Source organism: Luteimonas huabeiensis HB2 (assembly GCF_000559025.1).
Taxonomy (GTDB): Bacteria; Pseudomonadota; Gammaproteobacteria; order Xanthomonadales; family Xanthomonadaceae; genus Luteimonas; species Luteimonas huabeiensis.
Window position 1 is genome coordinate 38,896 of sequence record NZ_JAAN01000032.1, and the last position, 19,608, is coordinate 58,503.

Sequence of the window (19,608 nt, forward strand, 5' to 3'; positions counted from 1 at the left end):
GCACGGGGCGGCCGGGGCGCTGCCCTATAATCGCGCCTCCTTTTTGCCCACCGGAACCTTTTCCATGGCCGAGACCGCCCGGCGACCCACCACCATGCGCGCATTGGTCAAGCGCGAGGCCGCCAAGGGCATCTGGATGGAAGAGGTGCCGGTGCCCTCGCCCGGCCCCAACGAGGTCCTGATCCGGGTCGAGAAGGCCGCCATCTGCGGTACCGACCTGCACATCTACCTGTGGGACGAGTGGAGCCAGCGCACGATCGAGCCCGGGCTGGTCATCGGCCACGAATTCGTCGGGCGCATCGCCGAGATCGGCCCGGGCGTGGCCGGCTACAGCCTCGGCCAGCGCGTCTCGGCGGAGGGGCACATCGTCTGCGGCCACTGCCGCAACTGCCGCGCCGGCCGCCAGCACCTGTGCCCGAACACCCGCGGCATCGGCGTCAACCGCGACGGCGCTTTCGCCGAGTACATCGTCATGCCGGCCACCAACCTGTGGCCGATCCCCGACCAGATCCCCTCGGAGCTGGCGGCGTTCTTCGACCCCTACGGCAACGCCGCGCACTGCGCGCTGGAGTTCGACGTGGTCGGCGAGGACGTGCTGATCACCGGCGCCGGCCCGATCGGGGTGATGGCGGCGGGCATCTGCAAGCACGTGGGCGCGCGCAACGTGGTGGTCACCGACGTCAACGACTACCGCCTGAAGCTGGCCGCCGACATGGGCGCCACCCGCGTGGTCAACGTCGCCAACGCCTCGCTGCGGGACGTGATGGCCGACCTGCACCTGGAAGGCTTCGACGTCGGCCTGGAGATGAGCGGCAACCCGCGCGCCTTCAACGACATGCTCGACTGCATGTACCACGGCGGCAAGGTCGCCCTGCTGGGCATCCTGCCCAAGGGCGCGGGCATCGACTGGGACCGCATCATCTTCAAGGGCCTGACCGTGCAGGGCATCTACGGCCGCAAGATGTACGAGACCTGGTACAAGATGACCCAGCTCGTGCTGTCGGGCTTTCCGCTGGGCAAGGTGCTGAGCCATCAATTGCCGGCCGACGAATTCCAGAAGGGCTTCGACCTGATGGAATCGGGTAAGTCGGGCAAGGTCGTGCTCGACTGGCACTAGCGGCGTCTCGACGTTCGAACTGCAGCGTCGAAACCGTTCCTTCTCCCGCAAGCGGACCCCATGCCGTCCCTTCTCCCGCAAGCGGGGGCATGTCGTTCCTTCTCCCGCAAGCGGGACGCATGCCGTCCCTTCTCCCGCAAGCGGGACCATGTTGTTCCTTCTCCCGCGGGAAGGGAAAAACAAGATGCGCCCCGCTCGCGGGGGAAGGACCGCGCGGGCGCTGCGACGCCACCGCCCCCGGCGGCATCCCTTCGGGAGTCCGTCCCGGAGAATCCGCATGCCGTCGCGCCCGCTGTCGCTGCTTCGCCTCCTGCTTTCGCTCGCCGCCACGGCCGCGTCCGCGGCCGAGCCCGCACCCTGCCCCACGCTGCCCGCCCCCGCCGCGGAACTCGCCTGCGTCGCCAGCGAGGCGGGCTGGTTCTACGCCCACGACGCCGGCAGCGCCGCGCGGATCGCCGAGGACGCGCTCCGGACCGGCGAGGATTTCCGCCGCCGCTTCTCGCGCCCGCCTCCGCGCGGTGCGGTGATCGCCGGCGGCGCCGGGTTCGTCCTCGCGCCCGCAGCGGCGCAGATCCTGCGCGATGCCGGCGCGGCCTGGCAGCTGCCCTGGCTGGACGCGTCCGAACGGCGCGAACTCCAGCGGCTGGGGATCGAGCGCCAGTTGCGCGCGCAGCGGCCGCAGGCCTCCGAGGCCGAGATCGCCGCGCTGCTGGAAGCGGCGCTGCGCCGTGCGCCGGCGCTGCAGGCCACCGACCGCAGCGCGCTGCGCCACGAGATCGGCCACGCGCTGCTGATCCACGCGTTCTGGCCCGACGCCGCCGGCACGAGCGGCGCGGCGCACTACGGCGGCCCCGCGCAGGACTGGCTGGACGAGACCGCCGCGGTGCTGATGGAATCCGAGGACATGGCCGACGCCCGCCGGCGCCGGCTCGCCGAACCCGGCGAACGCGCGCGCCTGCTGCCGCTGGAGGCGTTCTTCGCCGCCGACCATCCGCTCGCCGCGCGCCTGGCCGAGCTGCGCCCGTCCGCAGCCGGCGGCGGCATCCGCGTGATCTCCGGGGAGGACGCGCAGCGCCTGTCGCAGGAGGCCGGCGGCTTCTACGCCCAGGCCCGCGGCGTGGCCGATTTCCTGATCGAGGCCAGCGGCGACCCGGCCGTGTTCGGCGACATCGCCACCTTCGCCGCCGCCGGCGGCGACATGGCCGGCTGGCTGTCCGCACGCGGCGCGCGCTACGGCCTGCCCACGACGGTGGCGGCGCTGGATGCGGCCTGGCGGCGCTGGCTCGATGCCGCCGTCGCCGCGCCGCCGCCGCGCGCGTCCGGCGACGCCGCGGAGCGCGATGGATAGACTGTGCCCCTCCCGAACCGCCGAACCCCGCTCATGTCCCTCACCCAGCGCTACGCCGCGACCCTCGACGAGATCCGCGAGGCCGGACTGTTCAAGTCCGAACGCATCATCACCAGCCCGCAGTCGGCCGAGATCACGCTGGCCGACGGCCGCACCGTGCTGAACTTCTGCGCCAACAACTACCTCGGCCTGGCCGACCACCCCGACCTGATCGCCGCGGCGAAGGACGCGCTCGACAGCCACGGCTTCGGCCTGGCCTCGGTGCGCTTCATCTGCGGCACCCAGGATCTGCACAAGCGCCTGGAAAGGACCATCGCGGACTTCTTCGGCACCGAGGACACCATCCTCTACGCCGCCTGCTTCGACGCCAACGGCGGCCTGTTCGAGCCGCTGCTGGGCGAAGAGGACGCGATCGTCAGCGATGCGCTCAACCACGCCTCGATCATTGACGGCGTGCGCCTGTGCAAGGCCCGCCGCTACCGCTACGCCAATTGCGACATGGCCGACCTGGAGGCGCAGTTGCGGCAGGCGCGCGCGGACGGGGCGCGCACGATCCTGATCACCACCGACGGCGTGTTCTCGATGGACGGCTTCGTCGCCCCGCTCGACGAGATCGTCGCGCTGGCGGCGAAGTACGACGCGCTGGTGCACATCGACGAATGCCATGCCACCGGCTTCATCGGCGCGACCGGTCGCGGCTCGGCCGAGGCCCGCGGCGTGCTCGACAGGATCGACATCTTCACCGGCACCCTGGGCAAGGCCATGGGCGGCGCCCTGGGCGGCTTCACCACCGCCAGGGCCGAGGTGATCGAGCTGCTGCGGCAGCGCTCGCGCCCGTACCTGTTCTCCAACTCGCTGCCGCCGCACGTGGTGGCCGCCGGCATCAAGGCCTTCGAGATGCTCGACGCCGCCGACGCACTGCGCGAGCGGCTGCGCGAGAACACGCGCTACTTCCGCGAGCGCATGACCGCGGCGGGCTTCGACCTCAAGCCGGGCGACCACCCGATCTCGCCGGTCATGCTCTACGACGCGCCGCTGGCGCAGCGCTTCGCCGAGCGGCTGCTGGAGGAAGGCATCTACGCGATCGGCTTCTTCTTCCCGGTGGTCCCCCAGGGGCAGGCGCGCATCCGCACCCAGATCAGCGCCGCGCACACCCGCGCGCATCTCGACCGCGCGATCGATGCCTTCACCCGCATCGGCCGCGAGCTGGGCGTGATCGCCGGCTGAGCGCCAGAACGCGAGAGAGCCCGCTCGCGCGGGCTCCTCGTCCACTCGGCGCGATGCCGGCCTCAGTCCGGAGAGGCGGACGCCGCCGCGCCGGACGTGCCGGCGGCTTCGCCGGTCGCCGTCGCCGCGGGCACGCCCTCGATGTCGAGCGCCGGCGTCGCCGGCTTCGGCGCGCCACGGGCCACGCGTACGCCGCGGGCCTTCATCCAGGCGTCGAACTCGTCGGCGGTCATCATCTTGCCGCCCTGCTGCATGTCGAACCGCCACGGGGTGTTGTCGAACTCCGTCTGCGGCTTGTAGACGGACGGATCGTTGGGATCGATCGCGGCCGGCGCGGGCATCGCGCTGGCCAGTTGGCTGCAGCCTTCCAGGCGCATGCGCAGGACCACCTGTTCCAGCGACTGCGTTTCGTCGAAGGCCGGCGACAGCACGCCGCCCTGCGCGCCGGGGCGGTAGACCGGGGCGATCAGTTCGGGCGAGATCGCGGTCAGCACGGTCGGCTGCAACGGCGCCGCGGCGGCGGTCTGGCCGATCGAGCAATCGGAGGCATGGGACAGGACGGGCGTTGCCGCGAGCAGCAACGTGGCGATGGCCTTGTGCATGGTGAGATCCCCGGCGAAAGTGCGAAGGAGTGTATGCGCTTTAAATAAGCGCCGCAAGTCGTTGTTTCACAAAGCCACGCATTCAGCATGACCCGCGCGACGCCCGGCCCACGCTAGCACTTTTCCGGGTCCGCCGCGGCATCGCGGCGACCGCACCCGCGGAAAACAGAAAGCCCGGCGCGAGGCCGGGCTTTCTGGTGTTGCGCGAACCGACGTCCTTAGTTCTGGACGTTCAGCTCGGTGCGGCGGTTGCGCGCGCGGCCTTCCGGATTGTCCGAGCCATCCGGGTTGGTGTTCGGCGCGATCGGGCGGCTCTCGCCGTAGCCGACCGGACCCACCAGGCGGCTGGCATCGATGCCGTTGCTGGTGATGTAGTCGTACACGGCGCGCGCACGGCGCTCCGACAGACCCTGGTTGTAGGCATCGGTACCGACCGAGTCGGTGTGGCCGGCCACTTCGACGCGCAGGTCGGGGTAGCGGCGCAGGATCTCGATGGCCTCGTTCAGGATCGCCACGGCGTCCGGACGCAGGGTCGACTTGTCGAAGTCGAAGTTGACGCCGCGCAGGTCGATGGTGACCGGGACCGGGCAGCCGTCCGGACCGACGGTGGTGCCGGCGGCGGTGTTCGGGCAGCGGTCGTCGCAGTCGTTCACGCCGTCGCCATCGCTATCGCGATCGGCGCAGGTGTCGACCGGCGGCGGCGGCGGCGGGGCGACCGGAGCAACCGGCGGCGGGCCCAGCGGAATCACGACGCCGACCGAAGCCAGCAGGTCGGTGAAGTAGCTCTCCGACTGGTTGTGCGGGTAGCCGGCCCAGTCCTGCGAACCGTTGGCCGCATAGCTGTCGTCGTTGAAGTCGCCGCGCAGCGCGACCTCGGTACGGACCGCGACGCGGTTGGCGAAGGTGCTCTGGATGCCCAGGCCGATCTTGGCGGCGAAGTTGCCGTCCTTGTTCTCGCCGGGGGAGTCCGCGTTCGGGAAGTTGTCGTACTCTTCCTCGCTGCGCTGGTAGCCGATGCCGAACAGCGCATAGGGGTTCCAGGAACGGCCTTCCGAGAGCCAGTGGTAGCGGAAGTCGAACGAGATACCGTACTGGCTCCAGTTCAGGTTCGGGTTGGAACCCGTCACGTCGTTGGCGCTACGGAAGTTCGGGTTCTGGTAGTTCAGCTCGCCGTCGACCGACCAGTTGGGGCTGATGAACTTGCCCAGGCCGATGGTCCCGAAGGGGGCGTCCGAGGTGCGACGGTCGTCGTCCTGGAAGTTGTAGCCCACCGAACCGGTCAGGTACCAGCGATCGTCGAACTCCTGCGCACTGGCGGCGTGCGCCAGGCCCAGGCCGCCCAACAGCGCGGCGCAGAGGAGTTTCTTCTTCATTTGGTTCAGCTCCTTGATCAAGGGGGAAAGCGGGACTGCACTGAATTGTTCGTTGTCGGTCGTGACCGCGTGAGGCGATCATCGCCGGCGTAGCCTAGAGTCAGCCCTGTGAAGGCCCCGTTAACGCTAGCATAACAGTTGAAGGGTGCCAACGTGGGGCAAGCCCTGACCCTGCCCCCCCAGTCAGGGACGATAAAGGGCCATGAACGCGTCCAGCGGGGTCTCGTCGAAGCGGTCGGGGTCGGCGGCCAGCGCCAGGATCCGCTCCGCCTGCGCCGGCGGCAGGTGCGCGCGCAACGCGGTTTCGCACTTGGCCAGCAGCAGCGGCACGCCCTCGGCGCGGCGCCGGCGGTGGCCCACGGGATAGGCGACCTCGACCCGGCCGGTCGAGCTGCCGTCGGCGAAGACCACCTCCACCGCGTTGGCGATCGCGCGCTTGTCCGGGTCGAGGTAGTCGCGGGTGAAGGCCGGATTCTCGCGGACCCGCATCCGGGCGCGCAGCGCGTCGATGCGCGGATCGGCGGCCACCTCGTCGCCGTAGTCCTCGGCGGTCAGGCGGCCGAAGATCAGCGGCACCGCGACCATGTACTGCAGGCAGTGGTCGCGATCGGCGTAGTTGGCCAGCGGCCCGGTCTTGTCGATGATCCGCGCGCCCGCTTCCTGGGTCTCGATCTCGATGCGCGCGATTTCGCCCAGGCGGTCGCGCACCTGCGGGTGCAGGCGCAGGGCGCACTCGACCGCGGTCTGGGCATGGAATTCCGCGGGGTAGCTGATCTTGAACAGGATGTTCTCCATCACGTAGCTGCCGAACGGCCGTTCGAACTCGAACGCGCGCCCGCCGAAGGCGACGTCGTAGAAGCCCCAGCCGGGCGCGCTGAGCGCGCTGGGGCAACCCACCTCGCGCTTGCGCGCGGCATCGAGCGCGAGGACGACCGCGCGGCGGCAGGCGTCGCCCGCGGCCCAGCTCTTGCGCGGCCCGGTGTTGGGGGCGTGGCGGTAGGTGCGCAGGGCGCCGTTGTCGACCCAGGCGTGCGAGACCGCCGCGACGATCTCGTCGCGGCCGCCGCCCAGCATGGCGGTGGCCACCGCGGTCGAGGCCAGCCGGACCAGGATCACGTGGTCCAGGCCGACCCGGTTGAAGGCGTTGCGCAGCGCGTAGACGCCCTGGATCTCGTGCGCCTTGATCGCCCATTCGAGCACCTCGCGCATCGCCATCGGCCGGCCTTCGCGGCGTGCGCGCCAGTCGGCGACGGCGAGGATCGCGCCGAGGTTGTCGGACGGGTGTCCCCACTCCGCCGCCAGCCAGGTGTCGTTGTAGTCGAGCCAGCGGATCAGGGTGCCGATGTTGAACGCGGCCTGCGCGGGATCGAGCTCGAAGCGGGTGCCGGGCACGCGGGCGCCGCCGGGAATCTCGCCGCCCGGCACCAGCGGCCCCAGGTGCCGGGCGCATTCGGGGAACGCCAGCGCCATCAGCGCGCAGGCCAGCGAGTCGAACACCATCAGCCGCGCGGTGTCGTAGGCCTCCGCGGACTCGATGCGGGCATCGAGCACGTAGTCGGCGATGGCGACCAGGGGCGCGTCGGGCGCGGGCCGGGCCGCGGAACGGGGATCGGAACCGTGCGTCATGCAGATTCTCGCTTGCCTCGGGACCCCACACTCTAAAGGCTGCCGGCACCGGACGCGCCGGACTGCAACGCTGCGGTTCGCCGGTACGGCTTGGCCCGCCCGGCGCCTGGGGCCATGGTGGGCGCATGCACATCGTCCCGACGCCCTCGCCCGCCGCATCCGCGCCGCGCCCGCCCGCGCTGTTCCTGTCCCACGGCTCGCCGATGCTGGCGGTGGAGGACTCGCCCGCCGGGCGGTTCCTCGACGGGCTCGGCGCGCGGCTGCCGCGTCCGAGCGCGATCCTGGTCGCCTCGGCGCACTTCACCGCCGCGCCGTTCCTGGTCGGGGCGGCGGGCGCGCCGGCGACGATCCACGATTTCGGCCGCTTCCCGGACGCGCTGTTCCGCATCCGCTACCCGGCCCCCGGCGCGCCGGCGCTGGCGGAGGCGGCGGTCCGCCGCCTGCGCGAGGCCGGCATCGCCGCCGCGCCGTGGCCGGACCAGGGCCTGGACCACGGCGTCTGGGTGCCGCTGCGGCGCATGTATCCGGATGCGGACGTCCCGGTGGTGCCGGTGTCGGTGAACCCGCGCGCCGATGCCGCGGCGCACTTCGCGCTGGGCCGCGCGCTCGGCGGGCTGCGCGACGACGGCGTGCTGGTGATCGGCTCCGGCGGCTTCGTGCACAACCTCGGCGACCTGGTGTGGACCGACCGCGACGCGCCGATGCCGGCCTGGGCGAGCGCCTTCGCCGGCTGGATGCGCGCGCGGCTGGAGGCCGGCGACCTGCCGGCGCTGCTCGACTGGGCGCAGCGCGCGCCCGAGGCGCACCGCGCGCACCCCACCGTGGAACACCTGTTGCCGCTGTTCGTGGCGCTGGGCGCTGCGGGCGACGCGCCGCGGGTGGAGACGCTGCACCGCTCGCACGAGTTCGGTTCGCTGGCGCTGGACGCCTTCGCCTTCCACGACGATCCACCGCCGGCCCGGTAGGCGCGCGGTCTACGCCGCTTCCATCCCGGCCTCCCACGGCGGCGGATCGCCGAGCCGCGCGGCGAGGAACGCCAACAGCGCATCCACCCGCGGCGGCACCAGCCGCCGCTGCGGCATCACCGCGTGGATGGCGGTCTCGGCGATGCGGTAGTCCGGCAGCACCGCGCGCAGGCGGCCGGCGCGCAGGTCCTCGTGCACGTGCCACAGCGAGTGCTGGGCGATCCCGAGGCCGGACAGCGCCGCATCGCGCAACGCCTCGCCCAGGTTGCTCTCGAAGCGCGCCTGCATCCGCACCGCGGTCTCGCGGCCCTGCGCGTCCAGCAGCCGCCACACGTCGTGGCGTCCCCGGTTGCCGAACAGCAGTACGCCGTCGTGCGCAGCGAGATCGGCCGGCGTGCGCGGGGTGCCGCGCCGGGCGAGGTAGTCGGGCGAGGCGCACAGCACGTAGCGGTTGCGCGCCAGCGGCCGCGCGACCAGCGAGGAATCCGGCAGCGCACCGATGCGGATGGCCAGGTCGTAGCCGCCGCCGACCAGATCCACCACGCGGTCGTCGAGGTCCAGGCTGATCCGCAGCGCCGGATGGGCCGCGAGGAAGTCCGGCAGCAGCGGCGAGATGTACTGGCGGCCGAACGAGGCCGAGGCGGTCATCCGCAACACCCCGGACACGCCGCCGGCACCGCCGCTGCCGCGCAGGCTGGCGGCCAGGCTGTCGAACTCGTCGATCAGCGCGCGTCCCTGCGCGGCCAGCAGCGAACCTTCCGGGGTCGGGTGCATGCGGCGCGTGGTCCGGTGCAGCAGGCGCACGCCCAGTTCGCGCTCGAGCCGCTTCAGCCGCTGGCTGGCCACCGCCGGCGACAGGTCCAGGCTGCGCGCGGCAGCGCTGATGGAGCCCAGGTCGAGCGTGCGCAGGAACAGCGCGACGTCGCCTATCCGGTCCATGTCCGCCCCATGCGATCTTCAATATTCCATTGAAAGTGATTGGCGATTCTACGCCTGTTTCGGCATCGCGGCGCCCGCCAGACTGGCCGCCTTCTCCCGTTCCGGCCCACGCATGCGCCCGCCCCTCCCCGCCCCGCCCGCCGCTTCCCACCGCCTGCCGCTGGCGCTGTACGCCTTGACCGCCGGCGCGTTCGGCATCGGCACCACCGAGTTCGTGATCATGGGCCTGCTGACCCAGGTGGCGGCCGACCTGCGGGTCAGCCTGCCCGCGGCCGGGCTGCTGATCTCCGGCTACGCGCTGGGCGTGTTCGTCGGCGCGCCGCTGCTCACGCTCGCCACCGCGCGGCTGCCGCGCAAGGCGGTACTGGTCGGGCTGATGGTGGTGTTCACGCTGGGCAACCTCGCCTGCGCGCTGGCGCCCGGCTACGGCGGCCTGATGGCCGCGCGGGTGGTCACCGCGCTGGCCCACGGCACCTTCTTCGGCGTGGGCGCGGTGGTCGCGACCGGGCTGGTGCCGCGCGAGCGCCAGGCGTCGGCGATCTCGCTCATGTTCGCCGGCCTGACCGTGGCCACCCTGCTCGGGGTGCCCGCCGGTGCCTGGCTCGGCCTGCAGGCGGGCTGGCGCGCCACGTTCTGGGCGGTGGCCGCGCTGGGGGTGCTGGCCACCGCGGTGATCGCCGCGCTGGTGCCGGCCGAGCGAGCGCGCCCGGCGCCGCTGCGCACGGCCCAGCAGATCGCGGCGGTCGCACGCCCGCAGGTACTGCTCGGCCTGTCGATGACGGTGCTGGGTTTCGCCGGGGTGTTCACCGTGTACACCTTCATCCAGCCGATCCTGCTGCGGGTGACCGGACTGTCGGAAGCGGCGGTGTCTCCGGTGCTGCTGGTGTTCGGCGTGGGCATGATCGCCGGCAACCTGCTCGGCGGCCGGCTCGCCGACCGCCGCCCGGCCGCGTCGCTGCCGATCACCCTGGGCGCACTGGCCGCGGTCATCGGCACGCTCGGCCTGGCGATGCACTCGGCGCCGGCGATGGTGCTGTGCACCGGCCTGCTGGGCGTGGCCGCGTTCGCCACCGTGTCGCCGATGCAGCTGTGGGTGCTGCGGCAGGCCGGCGACGCCGGCCGCACGCTGGCCTCCAGCCTCAACATCGGCGCCTTCAACCTCGGCAACGCGCTCGGCGCCTGGCTCGGCGGGCTGGTCCTGGCGCGCGGCGGCGGCCTGGCCGCGACCGCGCCCGCCGGCGCCGCGGCCACCCTGGCCGGGCTCACGCTGGCGATCGCCGCGATCCGCCTGGCCGGCCGCGAAGCCACGCCGGCAGCCCTGCCCGACGCCTGCTGATCCCGTTCCCTCCCAACCGGAAGACCCACCATGGACATGCGTTTCCTGGGCGCCTCGGGCCTCAGGGTTCCCGCCCTCGGCTTCGGCGTCGGCACCTTCGGCGGCCGCGGCCCCCTGTTCGGCGCCTGGGGCGACACCGGCCCCGACGAAGCGACCCGGCTGATCGACATCTGCCTCGACGCCGGGGTCAATTTCTTCGACACCGCCGACGTCTACTCCGACGGCGCCTCGGAAGAGGTACTCGGCCGCGCCGTGCGCGGGCGCCGCGACCGCGTGCTGCTGTCGACCAAGGTCGGCCTGCGCCTGGGCGAGGATGCCAACGCCGTCGGCAGCTCGCGCTTCCACCTGTTGCGCGCGGTCGAGGACAGCCTGCGCCGGCTCGGCACCGATTACCTCGACCTGCTGCAGCTGCATGCCTTCGATGCGCGCACGCCGGTGGAGGAGACGCTGTCGACGCTGGACGGCCTGGTCCGCGCCGGCAAGGTGCGCTACCTGGGCGCGTCGAACTACTCCGGCTGGCAACTGATGAAGTCGCTGGCCGCCGCCGACCGCCACGGCTGGAGCCGCTACGTGGCGCACCAGGCCTACTACTCGCTGATCGGCCGCGACTACGAATGGGAACTGATGCCGCTGGCCCTGGACCAGGGCCTGGGCGCGGTGGTGTGGAGCCCGCTGGGCTGGGGCCGGCTGACCGGCAGGATCCGCCGCGACCGGCCGCTGCCGGCCGGCAGCCGCCTGCACGAGACCGCCGGCTTCGCGCCGCCGGTGGAGGACGCGCGGCTGTACCGCGTGGTCGATGCGCTCGACGCGGTCGCCGCCGAGACCGGGCGCAGCGTGCCGCAGGTCGCGCTGAACTGGCTGCTGCAGCGGCCCACCGTCTCCACCGTGCTGGTCGGCGCGCGCAACGAGGCGCAGTTGCGCGAGAACCTCGGCGCCGTCGGCTGGTCGCTGGATCCTGCGCAGGTCGCGCGGCTGGATGCGGCGAGCGCCGTCGCGCCGCCGTATCCCTACTACCCTTACTGGAACGGGCAGTTCGCCGAACGCAGCCCCGCCCCCGTCCCCCGCTACGAGGAATCCGCATGAAAGCCATCGCCATGACCCGCCCGCTGCCCATCGACGATCCCGAGGCGCTGGTCGAGATCGAACTCGACCTGCCCGAGCCCGGTCCGCGCGATCTGCGCGTGCGCGTGGACGCGGTCTCGGTCAACCCGGTCGATACCAAGCTGCGCCGCGCGCCGCTGCCCGATGGCGCGGCGCATCGCGTGCTCGGCTACGACGCGGCCGGCGTCGTCGAGGCGATCGGCGCGCAGGTGCGCGGCTTCGCCGTCGGCGACGCGGTGTACTACGCCGGCGACGTCTCGCGCCCGGGCAGCAACGCGCAGTTCCAACTGGTGGACGAGCGGCTGGTCGCGCGCAAGCCGCAATCGCTGGACTTCGCCCAGGCCGCGGCGCTGCCGCTGACCGCGATCACCGCCTGGGAACTGCTGTTCGAACGCATGCCCTACGCCTTCGACGGCGGCGGCGCCGGCAAGACGCTGCTGGCCATCGGCGGCGCCGGCGGCGTCGGCTCGGTCGCGATCCAGCTGGCGAAGCTCGCCGGCTTCACGGTGGTCGCCACCGCCTCGCGCGAGGAGACCGTCGCCTGGTGCCGCGAACTGGGCGCCGACCATGTCGTCGACCACCGCCAGCCGCTGGCGCCGCAGTTGCGGGCGCTGGGCCTGGCTGCCGTGGAGGCCGCGATCAACCTCGCCGACACCGACCGCTACTGGGACGAACTGGGCGAACTGCTGGCGCCGCAGGGCCACCTCGGCCTGATCGTGGAGCCGGCCGGCGCGCTCAGGATCGGCGATCCCTACAAGGCCAAGTGCATCGGCATCCATTGGGAAATGATGTTCGCGCGCCCGCGCTTCCGGACCGCGGACATGGATGCGCAGGGGCGCATCCTGGCGCGCGTGGCGGACCTGATCGACGCCGGCCGGCTGCGCGGCACCTGGACCGAGACGCTCTCGCCGATCGGCGCCGGGACGCTGCGCGAGGCGCACCGGCGCCTGGAGTCCGGGCGCACGATCGGCAAGCTCGTGGCCGCCGGCTGGTAGCAGCGCGCACGCGCGCCGGCGGCGCCGGAGCGGCCCGGCGAGCGGCTTCGGCGCTTACCGCACCCGGCTGAACAGGGCAAGGATCGGCGCGAATCCCATTCAGGATGGGTTTGGACAGGCGCCCTTAACGTGCGCGCACCTTCCGGGGGGCCCTCCCCGGAAACCGGTCCGGGCCGCGTTCGGCGGCCCGGTCCCGGGCACAAAGCGCGCCGCAGAGCCGCTGCCCTTGTCGCGAATCCCTCGCGAGCGTCCCGGCGCCGATGCCGGACGTGCCTATCGCCATGCCGGTCCGTCGCGCCGTCCTCGCCCCAGGCGACGATGCCGCGAGCCCGGCGCAACGGAGCAAGGACCGAACATGCAACTGAGCTGGATCCTTTGGCTGGCCTCGATCCTTCCCCAGCCCGCCGCCGACTCGCTGTGCCTGAGCACCACCGTGTACCTGGAGGCCCGCAACCAGTCCGAGCGCGGCCAGAAGGCCGTCGCCGAGGTCGCCCTGCGCCGCCAGGACAGCGGCCTGTGGGGCCGTTCGATGTGCGAAGTGGTGACCGCGCGCAACCAGTTCGCGCCGACCATCGTGTCGCCGCGCACGCGGCTGAGCAACGTCGAGGCGTGGTCGCAGGCGGTCACGATCGCGCTGGAATCCGAGCGCAACTGGGCGCTGCCGCCCGGCGAGCGCACCGAGATCGTGCCGGGCGCGAGCCATTTCATGGCCCACGGCATCGCCAGCCCGAGCTGGCGCAACGCCTACCAGGTGGCGCAGATCGGCGACCACACCTTCCTGCGCGTGCAGACGCTGACCCCGCGCGGCTCCTGATCGCCGGCGGCGGCACGCCGCACGCGCGCGTGGAAGACGGCCCCGACTGGCCTTCGCCGATTCCGACGCGCATCCGACCTTCCGTTCGCTTCTGGGCGCTGCGCGTCCTCGACGCCCAGTCCGGCCGCGTCGCGATCGAGAAGCGGCCCGTCCGCCGGCGCGGACGGGCCACGCCGGTCAGCCGCGCCGGTCGATCGGCACGAACTCGAGGTTCTCGGGACCGGTGTAATTGGCGCTCGGGCGGATGATCTTGCCGTCGATGCGCTGCTCGATCACGTGCGCGCTCCAGCCGGAGGTGCGCGCGATCACGAACAGCGGGGTGAACATCGCCGTCGGCACGCCCATCATGTGGTAGCTGACCGCGCTGAACCAGTCGAGGTTGGGAAACATCTTCTTGATGTCCCACATCACCGTCTCCAGACGTTCGGCGATGTCGTACATCTTGGTGCTGCCCTGCTCCACCGACAGCTGGCGCGCGACCTCCTTGATGACCTGGTTGCGCGGATCGCCGGTGGTGTAGACCGGGTGGCCGAAGCCGATCACCACTTCCTTGCGCTCCACCCGCGCGCGGATGTCGGCTTCCGCCTCGTCCGGCGTGTCGTAGCGCTTCTGCACCTCGAAGGCGACCTCGTTGGCGCCGCCGTGCTTGGGCCCGCGCAGCGCGCCGATCGCGCCGGCGATGCAGGAATACAGGTCGCTGCCGGTACCGGCGATCACGCGCGCGGCGAAGGTGGAGGCGTTGAACTCGTGCTCGGCGTAGAGGATCAGCGAGGTGTGCATCGCGCGCACCCAGCTCTCGCGCGGCTCGGTGCCGTGCAGCAGGCGTAGGAAGTGGCCGCCGATCGAATCGTCGTCGGTCTCCACCTCGATGCGCCGGCCGTTGTGGCTGAAGTGGTACCAGTACAGCAGCATCGAGCCGAGCGAGGCCATCAGCTTGTCGGCGATGTCGCGCGCGCCGGGATGGTTGTGGTCGTCCTTCTCCGGCTGCAGGCAGCCCAGCGCCGACACGCCGGTGCGCATGACGTCCATCGGGTGCGCCGACGGCGGCAGTTGCTCCAGCACCGCCTTGACCGCGGCCGGCACCCCGCGCAGCGATTTCAGCTTGGCCTTGTAGCCGCGCAGCTCGGCCGCGGTGGGCAGCTTGCCGTGCACCAGCAGGTAGGCGATCTCCTCGAACTCGCTGGTGGTGGCGATGTCGAGGATGTCGTAGCCGCGGTAGTGCAGGTCGTTGCCGCTGCGCCCCACGGTACACAGCGCGGTGTTGCCGGCCGCGGTGCCGCTCAACGCGACGGATTTCTTCGGCTTGAACGCCGGGGCGGTGGTCTGGCTCATCTGCTCGCTCCTTCAAGAGCGTGCCGGCCGCGGATCTGCGCGGATCGGCACGGATTGAGAACTTCGATCGTCGGTTTCGCTATGCCCGCGCTCATCCGCGGAAAATCCCCGTGGCGCGTCATTTCTTCGATGCGAACAGCGCATCCAGGCGCTGCTCGAAGGCGTGGTAGCCGATGCGCTCGTACAGCTCCTCGCGGGTCTGCATGGTATCCAGCACCGCGCGCTGGGTGCCGTCGCGGCGCACCGCCTCGTAGACCGCCTCGGCGGCCTTGTTGGCGGCGCGGAAGGCCGACAGCGGGAACAGCTGGATCGCCACGCCCGCCTGCGCCAGCTCGTCGCGGGCGAACAGCGGGGTGGCGCCGAACTCGGTGATGTTGGCCAGCACCGGCACCTTCACCGCATCGACGAAGCGGCGGTAGGTGTCCAGGTCGTAGGCGGCCTCGGCGAAGATGCCGTCGGCGCCGGCCTCCACGCAGGCGATCGCGCGCTCGATCGCGGCGTCCACACCGTCCACCGCGATCGCGTCGGTGCGCGCGATCAGGAAGAAGGCCGGATCGGTCCTGGCGTCGGCGGCGGCCTTGACCCGGTCGACCATCTCGTCCTGCGGCACGATCTCCTTGCCGGGCCGGTGGCCGCAGCGCTTGGCGCCGACCTGGTCCTCGATGTGGCAGGCGGCGGCGCCGGCCTTGATCAGCGACTTCACCGTGCGCTCGATGTTGAACGCGCTGGGGCCGAAGCCGGTGTCGATGTCGACCAGCAGCGGCAGGTCGCAGACGTCGGTGATGCGGCGCACGTCGATCAGCACGTCCTCCAGGGTGTTGATCCCCAGGTCCGGCAGGCCCAGCGAACCGGCCGCCACGCCGCCGCCGGACAGGTAGATCGCGCGGAAGCCGGCGCGGCGCGCGAGCAGCGCGTGGTTGGCGTTGATCGCGCCGATCACCTGCAGCGGCGATTCCTCGGCGAGGGCGGCGCGGAACCTCGCGCCCGGGCTGGCGGGGGCGCCGGCGTGTTGCGGGCTCATCGGGACTCCTTGGAGGATGGCGTGCGGGCCGACAATCTGGCACCGCCGTACCCGTTGATCAATCTTGATCGGATCGATCAATCTGTCGGCATGAGCGCCGATGCCGACCTCCTCACCGCCCGCCAGGCCTGCGCCCTGCTGGGAATCAGCCGGGCGACGCTGTACGCCTACGTCAGCCGCGGCCTGCTGCGCTCGCGACCCGGCGCCGACCACCGCAGCCGCGGCTACCTGCGCCAGGAGGTGGAGCGGCTGGCGCAGCGCCAGCGCAGCGGCCGCGGCGCGGCGCGCGGGGCGGCGCAGAGCCTGGACCGCGGACTGCCGGTGCTGGAGACGCGGATCTCGCTGATCCGCCCCGACAGCCCCTACTACCGCGGCCGCTCGGCGGTCGCGGCGGTACGCGCCGGGGCCACGCTGGAAGACGCCGCCCGGCTGTTGTGGGATTGCGGCGCCGACGATCCCTTCGCCGATCCGGCGGAGACCGGCTGGCCGCCCCGGGTCGCGGCGCTGGCCAACGATGCCGCGCTGCCGCCGCTGGAGCGCGCGATGGCCGCGCTGCCGCTGCTGGCGCTCGACGCCCCGCGCTCCTTCAGCGCCGCGCCGCGCGCGCGCCACCGGACCGCGGCCGCGCTGCTGCGGCAGACCGCGGCGCTGCTGGTGGCGGCCGCGCCGGCGCCCGGCCCGGTGCACCGGCAACTGGCCGCGGCCTGGCGCCCCGGCGACGCCGCCTTCGCCGATCTCGTGCGCGCGGCGCTGGTGCTGTGCGCCGACCACGAACTCAACGTCTCCGCCTTCGCCGCGCGCGTGGTCGCCTCCACCGGCGCGCACCTGCACGCCACCGCCTGCGCCGGGCTGGCCGCGCTGTCCGGGCCGCGCCACGGCGGCGCCACCGCGCGCGCCTACGCGCTGATCGCGCAGGCGCGCGAAGGCGACGCGCGGGCCGCCATCGCCGAGCGCTGGCGGCGCGGCGACGACCTGCCCGGCTTCGGCCACGCGCTGTATCCCGACGGCGATCCGCGCGCGGCGGAACTGCTGGCGCGCCTGCGCGCGGCCTGCGATGGCGCGCCGGCGCTCGCAGAACTCGACGCGATCGTCGCCGCCGCCGAGGAGGTCAGCGGCGAGCGCCCCAACATCGACTTCATGCTGGCCGCGATCTGCCATGCCCACGCGTTGCCGGCACCGCCGGCGCTGGTGCTGTTCGCGGCCGGCCGGCTCACCGGCTGGCTGGCGCACGCGCTGGAGCAGCAGGCGCTGGGCCGGCTGATCCGGCCGCGCGCGCGCTACACCGGCATCGCCCCCGGCCAGGCGCCATAGACGCGACGGGCGTTCCGGAAGCGCGAGCGCGTACCTAAGGCGTATCGACATTCGACCTGCAGCCGAATGCAGCCGAAGCCATCGCTTCTCCACAGGCGGGACCACATCGTCCCTTCTCCCGCAGCGGGTGCATGCCATCCCTTCTCCCGCAAGTGGGCCCATGCCGTTCCTTCTCGCGTGCCCCCATCCGCCTTCGGCACCTTCCCCCGCTCGCGGGGGAAGGAAAAACAAAGTGCTCCCCGCTTGCGGGGAAGGGAAAACAGCGTGCTCCCCGCTTGCGGGGGAAGGGAAAACAGCGTGCTCCCCGCTCGCGGGGGAAGGAAAAAACAGGATGGCCCCCGCTCGCGGTGAGAGGCAGGGGCTTTCCCACGCTGAAATCGATACGACCTAGCGCGCCACCAGCGCGCGCCGGATCTCATCCAGCGCGCCGGGGTCGTCCAGCGTGGACAGGTCGCCCGGATCCCGGCCTTCGGCGAGCGCCTGCAATGAGCGCCGCAGCAGCTTGCCCGAGCGGGTCTTGGGCAGCGCGCCCACCACGTGCACGCGCGCGGGCCGCGCCACCGCGCCCAGCGAGGCGTCCACCGCGCGCTGCATGTCGCGCGCGGCCTGCTCGCGTGCCGCGGCGTCGGCCCCGGGATCGCGCAGGGTGGCGAACACGATCGGCACCTGTCCCTTCAACTCGTCGGCCACGCCGACCACCGCGGCCTCGGCGACCGCCGGGCACGACGACACCGCCTCCTCGATCTCGCGCGTGCCGAGCCGGTGGCCGGCGACGTTGATGACGTCGTCGGTGCGGCCGAGGATGAAGGTGTAGCCGTCCTCGTCGCGCACCGCCCAGTCCAGCGAGCTGTAGAGCAGTTCGTTGAAATGCGAGAAGTAGCTGTCGAGGAAGCGCCGGTCGTCGCGCCAGATCGTGCTCATGCAGCCCGGCGGCAACGGCGGTTCGATCACCAGCACGCCCTTCTCGTTCGGGCCGACGGTCTCGCCGCTGCCCTCGCGCACCACCTTCATCCGGTAGCCCAGGTTGGGGAAGCCGGGCGAGCCGAACCGCACCGGCTTCATGTCCAGCCCCGGCATCAGCGTCAGCGCGGGCCAGCCGGTCTCGGTCTGCCAATAGTTGTCGATCACCGGCTTGCCCAGCGCAGCGGAGATCCACCGCGCGGTGGGCTCGTCGAGCGGCTCCCCGGCCAGAAACAGGTATTCCAGCTTCGACAGGTCGCGCTCGCGCAGGTAGGACACGTCGTGCTTCTTCAGCACGCGGATCGCGGTGGGGGAGGAGAACAACGTGCCCACGCCGTAGCGCTCGCACAGCGACCACCAGATGCCCGGATCCGGGTTCACCGGCAGCCCCTCGTACAGCAGCGAGGTACAGCCGCCGATCAGCGGCCCGTAGACGTTGTAGGAATGGCCCACCGCCCAGCCGACGTCGGAGGTCGAGAACATGACCTGGCCGGGCGCGCAGTCGAAGATGGTGCGCATGGACTGCGCCATCGCCACCGCGTAGCCGCCGACGTCGCGCTGCACGCCCTTCGGCTTGCCGGTGGTGCCGGAGGTATAGAGCAGGTAGCTGGGCTCGTTGGACTCCAGCCAGGCCACCGGTACCTCGGCCTCGCCCGTCTGCGCGCGCAGCTCGGCGTAGTCGACGTCGCGCCCGGCCACGCGCGGCTCGGCCGGGTCGAGCCCGCGCGAGACGATCAATACGTGCGGCGGCGGCGACTTCGCCCGCGCGCAGGCCTCGTCGACCAGCGGCTTGTACGGAATGATCCGGCCACCGCGGCTGCCGGCATCGGCGCAGACCAGCAGCTTCGGCTCGGCGTCGTCGATGCGCAGCGCGAGGTTGTGCGCGGCGAAGCCGCCGAACACCACCGAGTGGATCGCGCCGATGCGCGCGCAGGCCAGCATTGCGAACACCGCCTCGGCCATGTTCGGCATGTAGATCACCACGCGGTCGCCGCGCCCCACGTCCAGCCGCAGCAGTGCGGCGGCGAAGGCGTTCACCTCGCGATGCAGCTGACGGTAGGTGATCTCGCGCGTCGCGCCGGTCTCGGTGGACACGGCCACCAGCGCGAGCTGGTCGCCGCGCGCCTGCAGGTGACGATCGACGGCGTTGTAGCAGAGATTGGTCTCGCCGCCGACGAACCACTTGCGCAACGGCGGGTTGGAGTCGTCGAGGATCCGCTCCGGCGGGCGGTGCCAGTGGATGGCGCGGGCCTCCTCCGCCCAGAACGCCTCCGGCTGCTCGATCGAGCGCCGGTAGACCTCTTCGTAGGTACTCATGCGGCCGCCTCCGAGGAACCGCATCCGAGCATAGCGCCGGGCCCGCGCGCCGCCCCTGCGACCTTGGTCGTAGCCCGGAAAGCGCGAACGGGGATGGAACGCGTTCCAATCCCCCGCCTCGAAGCGCCGGCGCCCCCGGCGAAGTCCCCTCGGGTCGAGGGCGCGCCAACGGCGCAGGGGCGTGGAGAGCGAGCACGCCGGCCCCACGGTCCGCGCAACGAACC

Annotated in this window: 16 protein-coding genes; 9 read left to right on the forward strand and 7 right to left on the reverse strand. The window is 72.2% G+C overall.

What is annotated here, in order from left to right:
- Positions 1-94 precede the first annotated feature (94 nt).
- The 3 genes from tdh to kbl all read left to right on the forward strand — a co-directional run bounded on the left by tdh (position 95) and on the right by kbl (position 3,692).
- On the forward strand, positions 95-1,117 hold the full coding sequence (gene tdh, locus Z164_RS0113310; RefSeq protein ID WP_024891181.1) for an L-threonine 3-dehydrogenase: 1,023 nt from the start codon (positions 95-97) through the stop codon (positions 1,115-1,117).
- Between the two features lie 277 nt (positions 1,118-1,394).
- Positions 1,395-2,465, forward strand: a complete 1,071-nt coding sequence (locus Z164_RS0113315) for a hypothetical protein (protein ID WP_024891182.1) — start codon at positions 1,395-1,397, stop codon at positions 2,463-2,465.
- Positions 2,466-2,498: 33 nt separating this feature from the next.
- Positions 2,499-3,692: a glycine C-acetyltransferase gene (gene kbl / locus Z164_RS0113320; protein WP_024891183.1), complete on the forward strand. Its 1,194-nt coding sequence runs from the start codon at positions 2,499-2,501 to the stop codon at positions 3,690-3,692.
- Positions 3,693-3,754: 62 nt separating this feature from the next.
- On the opposite strand, the gene Z164_RS0113325 is transcribed toward kbl, so the two are convergent.
- The 3 genes from Z164_RS0113325 to Z164_RS0113335 all read right to left on the reverse strand — a co-directional run bounded on the left by Z164_RS0113325 (position 3,755) and on the right by Z164_RS0113335 (position 7,293).
- Positions 3,755-4,294 carry a hypothetical protein gene (locus tag Z164_RS0113325; RefSeq protein ID WP_024891184.1) on the reverse strand — a complete coding sequence of 180 codons (540 nt, stop codon included), beginning with the start codon at positions 4,292-4,294 and terminating at the stop codon, positions 3,755-3,757.
- Positions 4,295-4,512: 218 nt separating this feature from the next.
- The gene (locus tag Z164_RS0113330) at positions 4,513-5,667 is read right to left on the reverse strand and encodes an OmpA family protein (protein WP_024891185.1); all 1,155 of its coding nucleotides are present in this window, start codon (positions 5,665-5,667) and stop codon (positions 4,513-4,515) included.
- A gap of 183 nt (positions 5,668-5,850) precedes the next feature.
- The gene (locus Z164_RS0113335; RefSeq protein ID WP_024891186.1) at positions 5,851-7,293 is read right to left on the reverse strand and encodes a bifunctional 2-methylcitrate dehydratase/aconitate hydratase; all 1,443 of its coding nucleotides are present in this window, start codon (positions 7,291-7,293) and stop codon (positions 5,851-5,853) included.
- Between the two features lie 125 nt (positions 7,294-7,418).
- On the opposite strand from Z164_RS0113335, the gene Z164_RS0113340 reads away from it, so the two are divergent.
- A complete protein-coding gene (locus tag Z164_RS0113340) occupies positions 7,419-8,258 on the forward strand; it encodes a DODA-type extradiol aromatic ring-opening family dioxygenase (protein ID WP_024891187.1) in 840 nt (279 codons plus the stop codon).
- 9 nt (positions 8,259-8,267) lie between these two features.
- Here the strand turns inward: Z164_RS0113340 and Z164_RS0113345 are convergent, their stop codons facing one another.
- Entirely contained in the window at positions 8,268-9,197 is a 930-nt protein-coding gene (locus Z164_RS0113345) for a LysR family transcriptional regulator (protein ID WP_024891188.1), read from the reverse strand.
- Positions 9,198-9,309: 112 nt separating this feature from the next.
- Between Z164_RS0113345 and Z164_RS0113350 the strand changes: the two genes are divergently transcribed.
- The 4 genes from Z164_RS0113350 to Z164_RS0113365 all read left to right on the forward strand — a co-directional run bounded on the left by Z164_RS0113350 (position 9,310) and on the right by Z164_RS0113365 (position 13,443).
- Positions 9,310-10,533 (forward strand): MFS transporter, encoded by a 1,224-nt coding sequence (locus Z164_RS0113350; RefSeq protein WP_043690123.1) that lies wholly within the window; start codon positions 9,310-9,312, stop codon positions 10,531-10,533.
- Positions 10,534-10,563: 30 nt separating this feature from the next.
- Positions 10,564-11,616, forward strand: coding sequence for an aldo/keto reductase (locus tag Z164_RS0113355; RefSeq protein ID WP_024891190.1), 1,053 nt, complete (start codon positions 10,564-10,566; stop codon positions 11,614-11,616).
- Positions 11,613-12,629: a zinc-binding alcohol dehydrogenase family protein gene (locus Z164_RS0113360; protein WP_024891191.1), complete on the forward strand. Its 1,017-nt coding sequence runs from the start codon at positions 11,613-11,615 to the stop codon at positions 12,627-12,629. Before Z164_RS0113355 ends, Z164_RS0113360 begins: the two co-directional genes overlap by 4 nt.
- Positions 12,630-12,984: 355 nt before the next feature.
- Entirely contained in the window at positions 12,985-13,443 is a 459-nt protein-coding gene (locus tag Z164_RS0113365; RefSeq protein ID WP_024891192.1) for a cell wall hydrolase, read from the forward strand.
- A gap of 177 nt (positions 13,444-13,620) precedes the next feature.
- On the opposite strand, the gene prpC is transcribed toward Z164_RS0113365, so the two are convergent.
- Together prpC and prpB are read right to left on the reverse strand one after the other, a co-directional pair.
- Positions 13,621-14,775: a bifunctional 2-methylcitrate synthase/citrate synthase gene (prpC, locus tag Z164_RS0113370; RefSeq protein ID WP_024891193.1), complete on the reverse strand. Its 1,155-nt coding sequence runs from the start codon at positions 14,773-14,775 to the stop codon at positions 13,621-13,623.
- A 118-nt stretch (positions 14,776-14,893) separates the two neighbouring features.
- A complete protein-coding gene (gene prpB, locus Z164_RS0113375) occupies positions 14,894-15,796 on the reverse strand; it encodes a methylisocitrate lyase (protein WP_024891194.1) in 903 nt (300 codons plus the stop codon).
- A gap of 90 nt (positions 15,797-15,886) precedes the next feature.
- Here prpB and Z164_RS0113380 point away from each other — a divergent pair, with 90 nt between their 5' ends.
- The gene (locus Z164_RS0113380) at positions 15,887-17,107 is read left to right on the forward strand and encodes a citrate synthase family protein (protein WP_024891195.1); all 1,221 of its coding nucleotides are present in this window, start codon (positions 15,887-15,889) and stop codon (positions 17,105-17,107) included.
- 387 nt (positions 17,108-17,494) lie between these two features.
- Here the strand turns inward: Z164_RS0113380 and prpE are convergent, their stop codons facing one another.
- Positions 17,495-19,384, reverse strand: coding sequence for a propionate--CoA ligase (prpE, locus tag Z164_RS0113385; RefSeq protein ID WP_024891196.1), 1,890 nt, complete (start codon positions 19,382-19,384; stop codon positions 17,495-17,497).
- Between the last annotated feature and the right edge of the window lie 224 nt (positions 19,385-19,608).

Bases quoted from the DNA above. Each gene is read 5' to 3' on its own strand.
- kbl (WP_024891183.1), top strand. From the start codon at position 2,499: ATGTCCCTCACCCAGCGCTACGCCGCGACCCTCGACGAGATCCGCGAG.
- Z164_RS0113350 (WP_043690123.1), top strand. From the start codon at position 9,310: ATGCGCCCGCCCCTCCCCGCCCCGCCCGCCGCTTCCCACCGCCTGCCG.
- prpC (WP_024891193.1), bottom strand. From the start codon at position 14,775: ATGAGCCAGACCACCGCCCCGGCGTTCAAGCCGAAGAAATCCGTCGCG.
- Z164_RS0113360 (WP_024891191.1), top strand. From the start codon at position 11,613: ATGAAAGCCATCGCCATGACCCGCCCGCTGCCCATCGACGATCCCGAG.
- Z164_RS0113315 (WP_024891182.1), top strand. From the start codon at position 1,395: ATGCCGTCGCGCCCGCTGTCGCTGCTTCGCCTCCTGCTTTCGCTCGCC.
- Z164_RS0113355 (WP_024891190.1), top strand. From the start codon at position 10,564: ATGGACATGCGTTTCCTGGGCGCCTCGGGCCTCAGGGTTCCCGCCCTC.
- Z164_RS0113345 (WP_024891188.1), bottom strand. From the start codon at position 9,197: ATGGACCGGATAGGCGACGTCGCGCTGTTCCTGCGCACGCTCGACCTG.
- Z164_RS0113335 (WP_024891186.1), bottom strand. From the start codon at position 7,293: ATGACGCACGGTTCCGATCCCCGTTCCGCGGCCCGGCCCGCGCCCGAC.
- prpB (WP_024891194.1), bottom strand. From the start codon at position 15,796: ATGAGCCCGCAACACGCCGGCGCCCCCGCCAGCCCGGGCGCGAGGTTC.
- Z164_RS0113340 (WP_024891187.1), top strand. From the start codon at position 7,419: ATGCACATCGTCCCGACGCCCTCGCCCGCCGCATCCGCGCCGCGCCCG.
- Z164_RS0113325 (WP_024891184.1), bottom strand. From the start codon at position 4,294: ATGCACAAGGCCATCGCCACGTTGCTGCTCGCGGCAACGCCCGTCCTG.
- prpE (WP_024891196.1), bottom strand. From the start codon at position 19,384: ATGAGTACCTACGAAGAGGTCTACCGGCGCTCGATCGAGCAGCCGGAG.
- Z164_RS0113365 (WP_024891192.1), top strand. From the start codon at position 12,985: ATGCAACTGAGCTGGATCCTTTGGCTGGCCTCGATCCTTCCCCAGCCC.
- Z164_RS0113380 (WP_024891195.1), top strand. From the start codon at position 15,887: ATGAGCGCCGATGCCGACCTCCTCACCGCCCGCCAGGCCTGCGCCCTG.
- Z164_RS0113330 (WP_024891185.1), bottom strand. From the start codon at position 5,667: ATGAAGAAGAAACTCCTCTGCGCCGCGCTGTTGGGCGGCCTGGGCCTG.
- tdh (WP_024891181.1), top strand. From the start codon at position 95: ATGCGCGCATTGGTCAAGCGCGAGGCCGCCAAGGGCATCTGGATGGAA.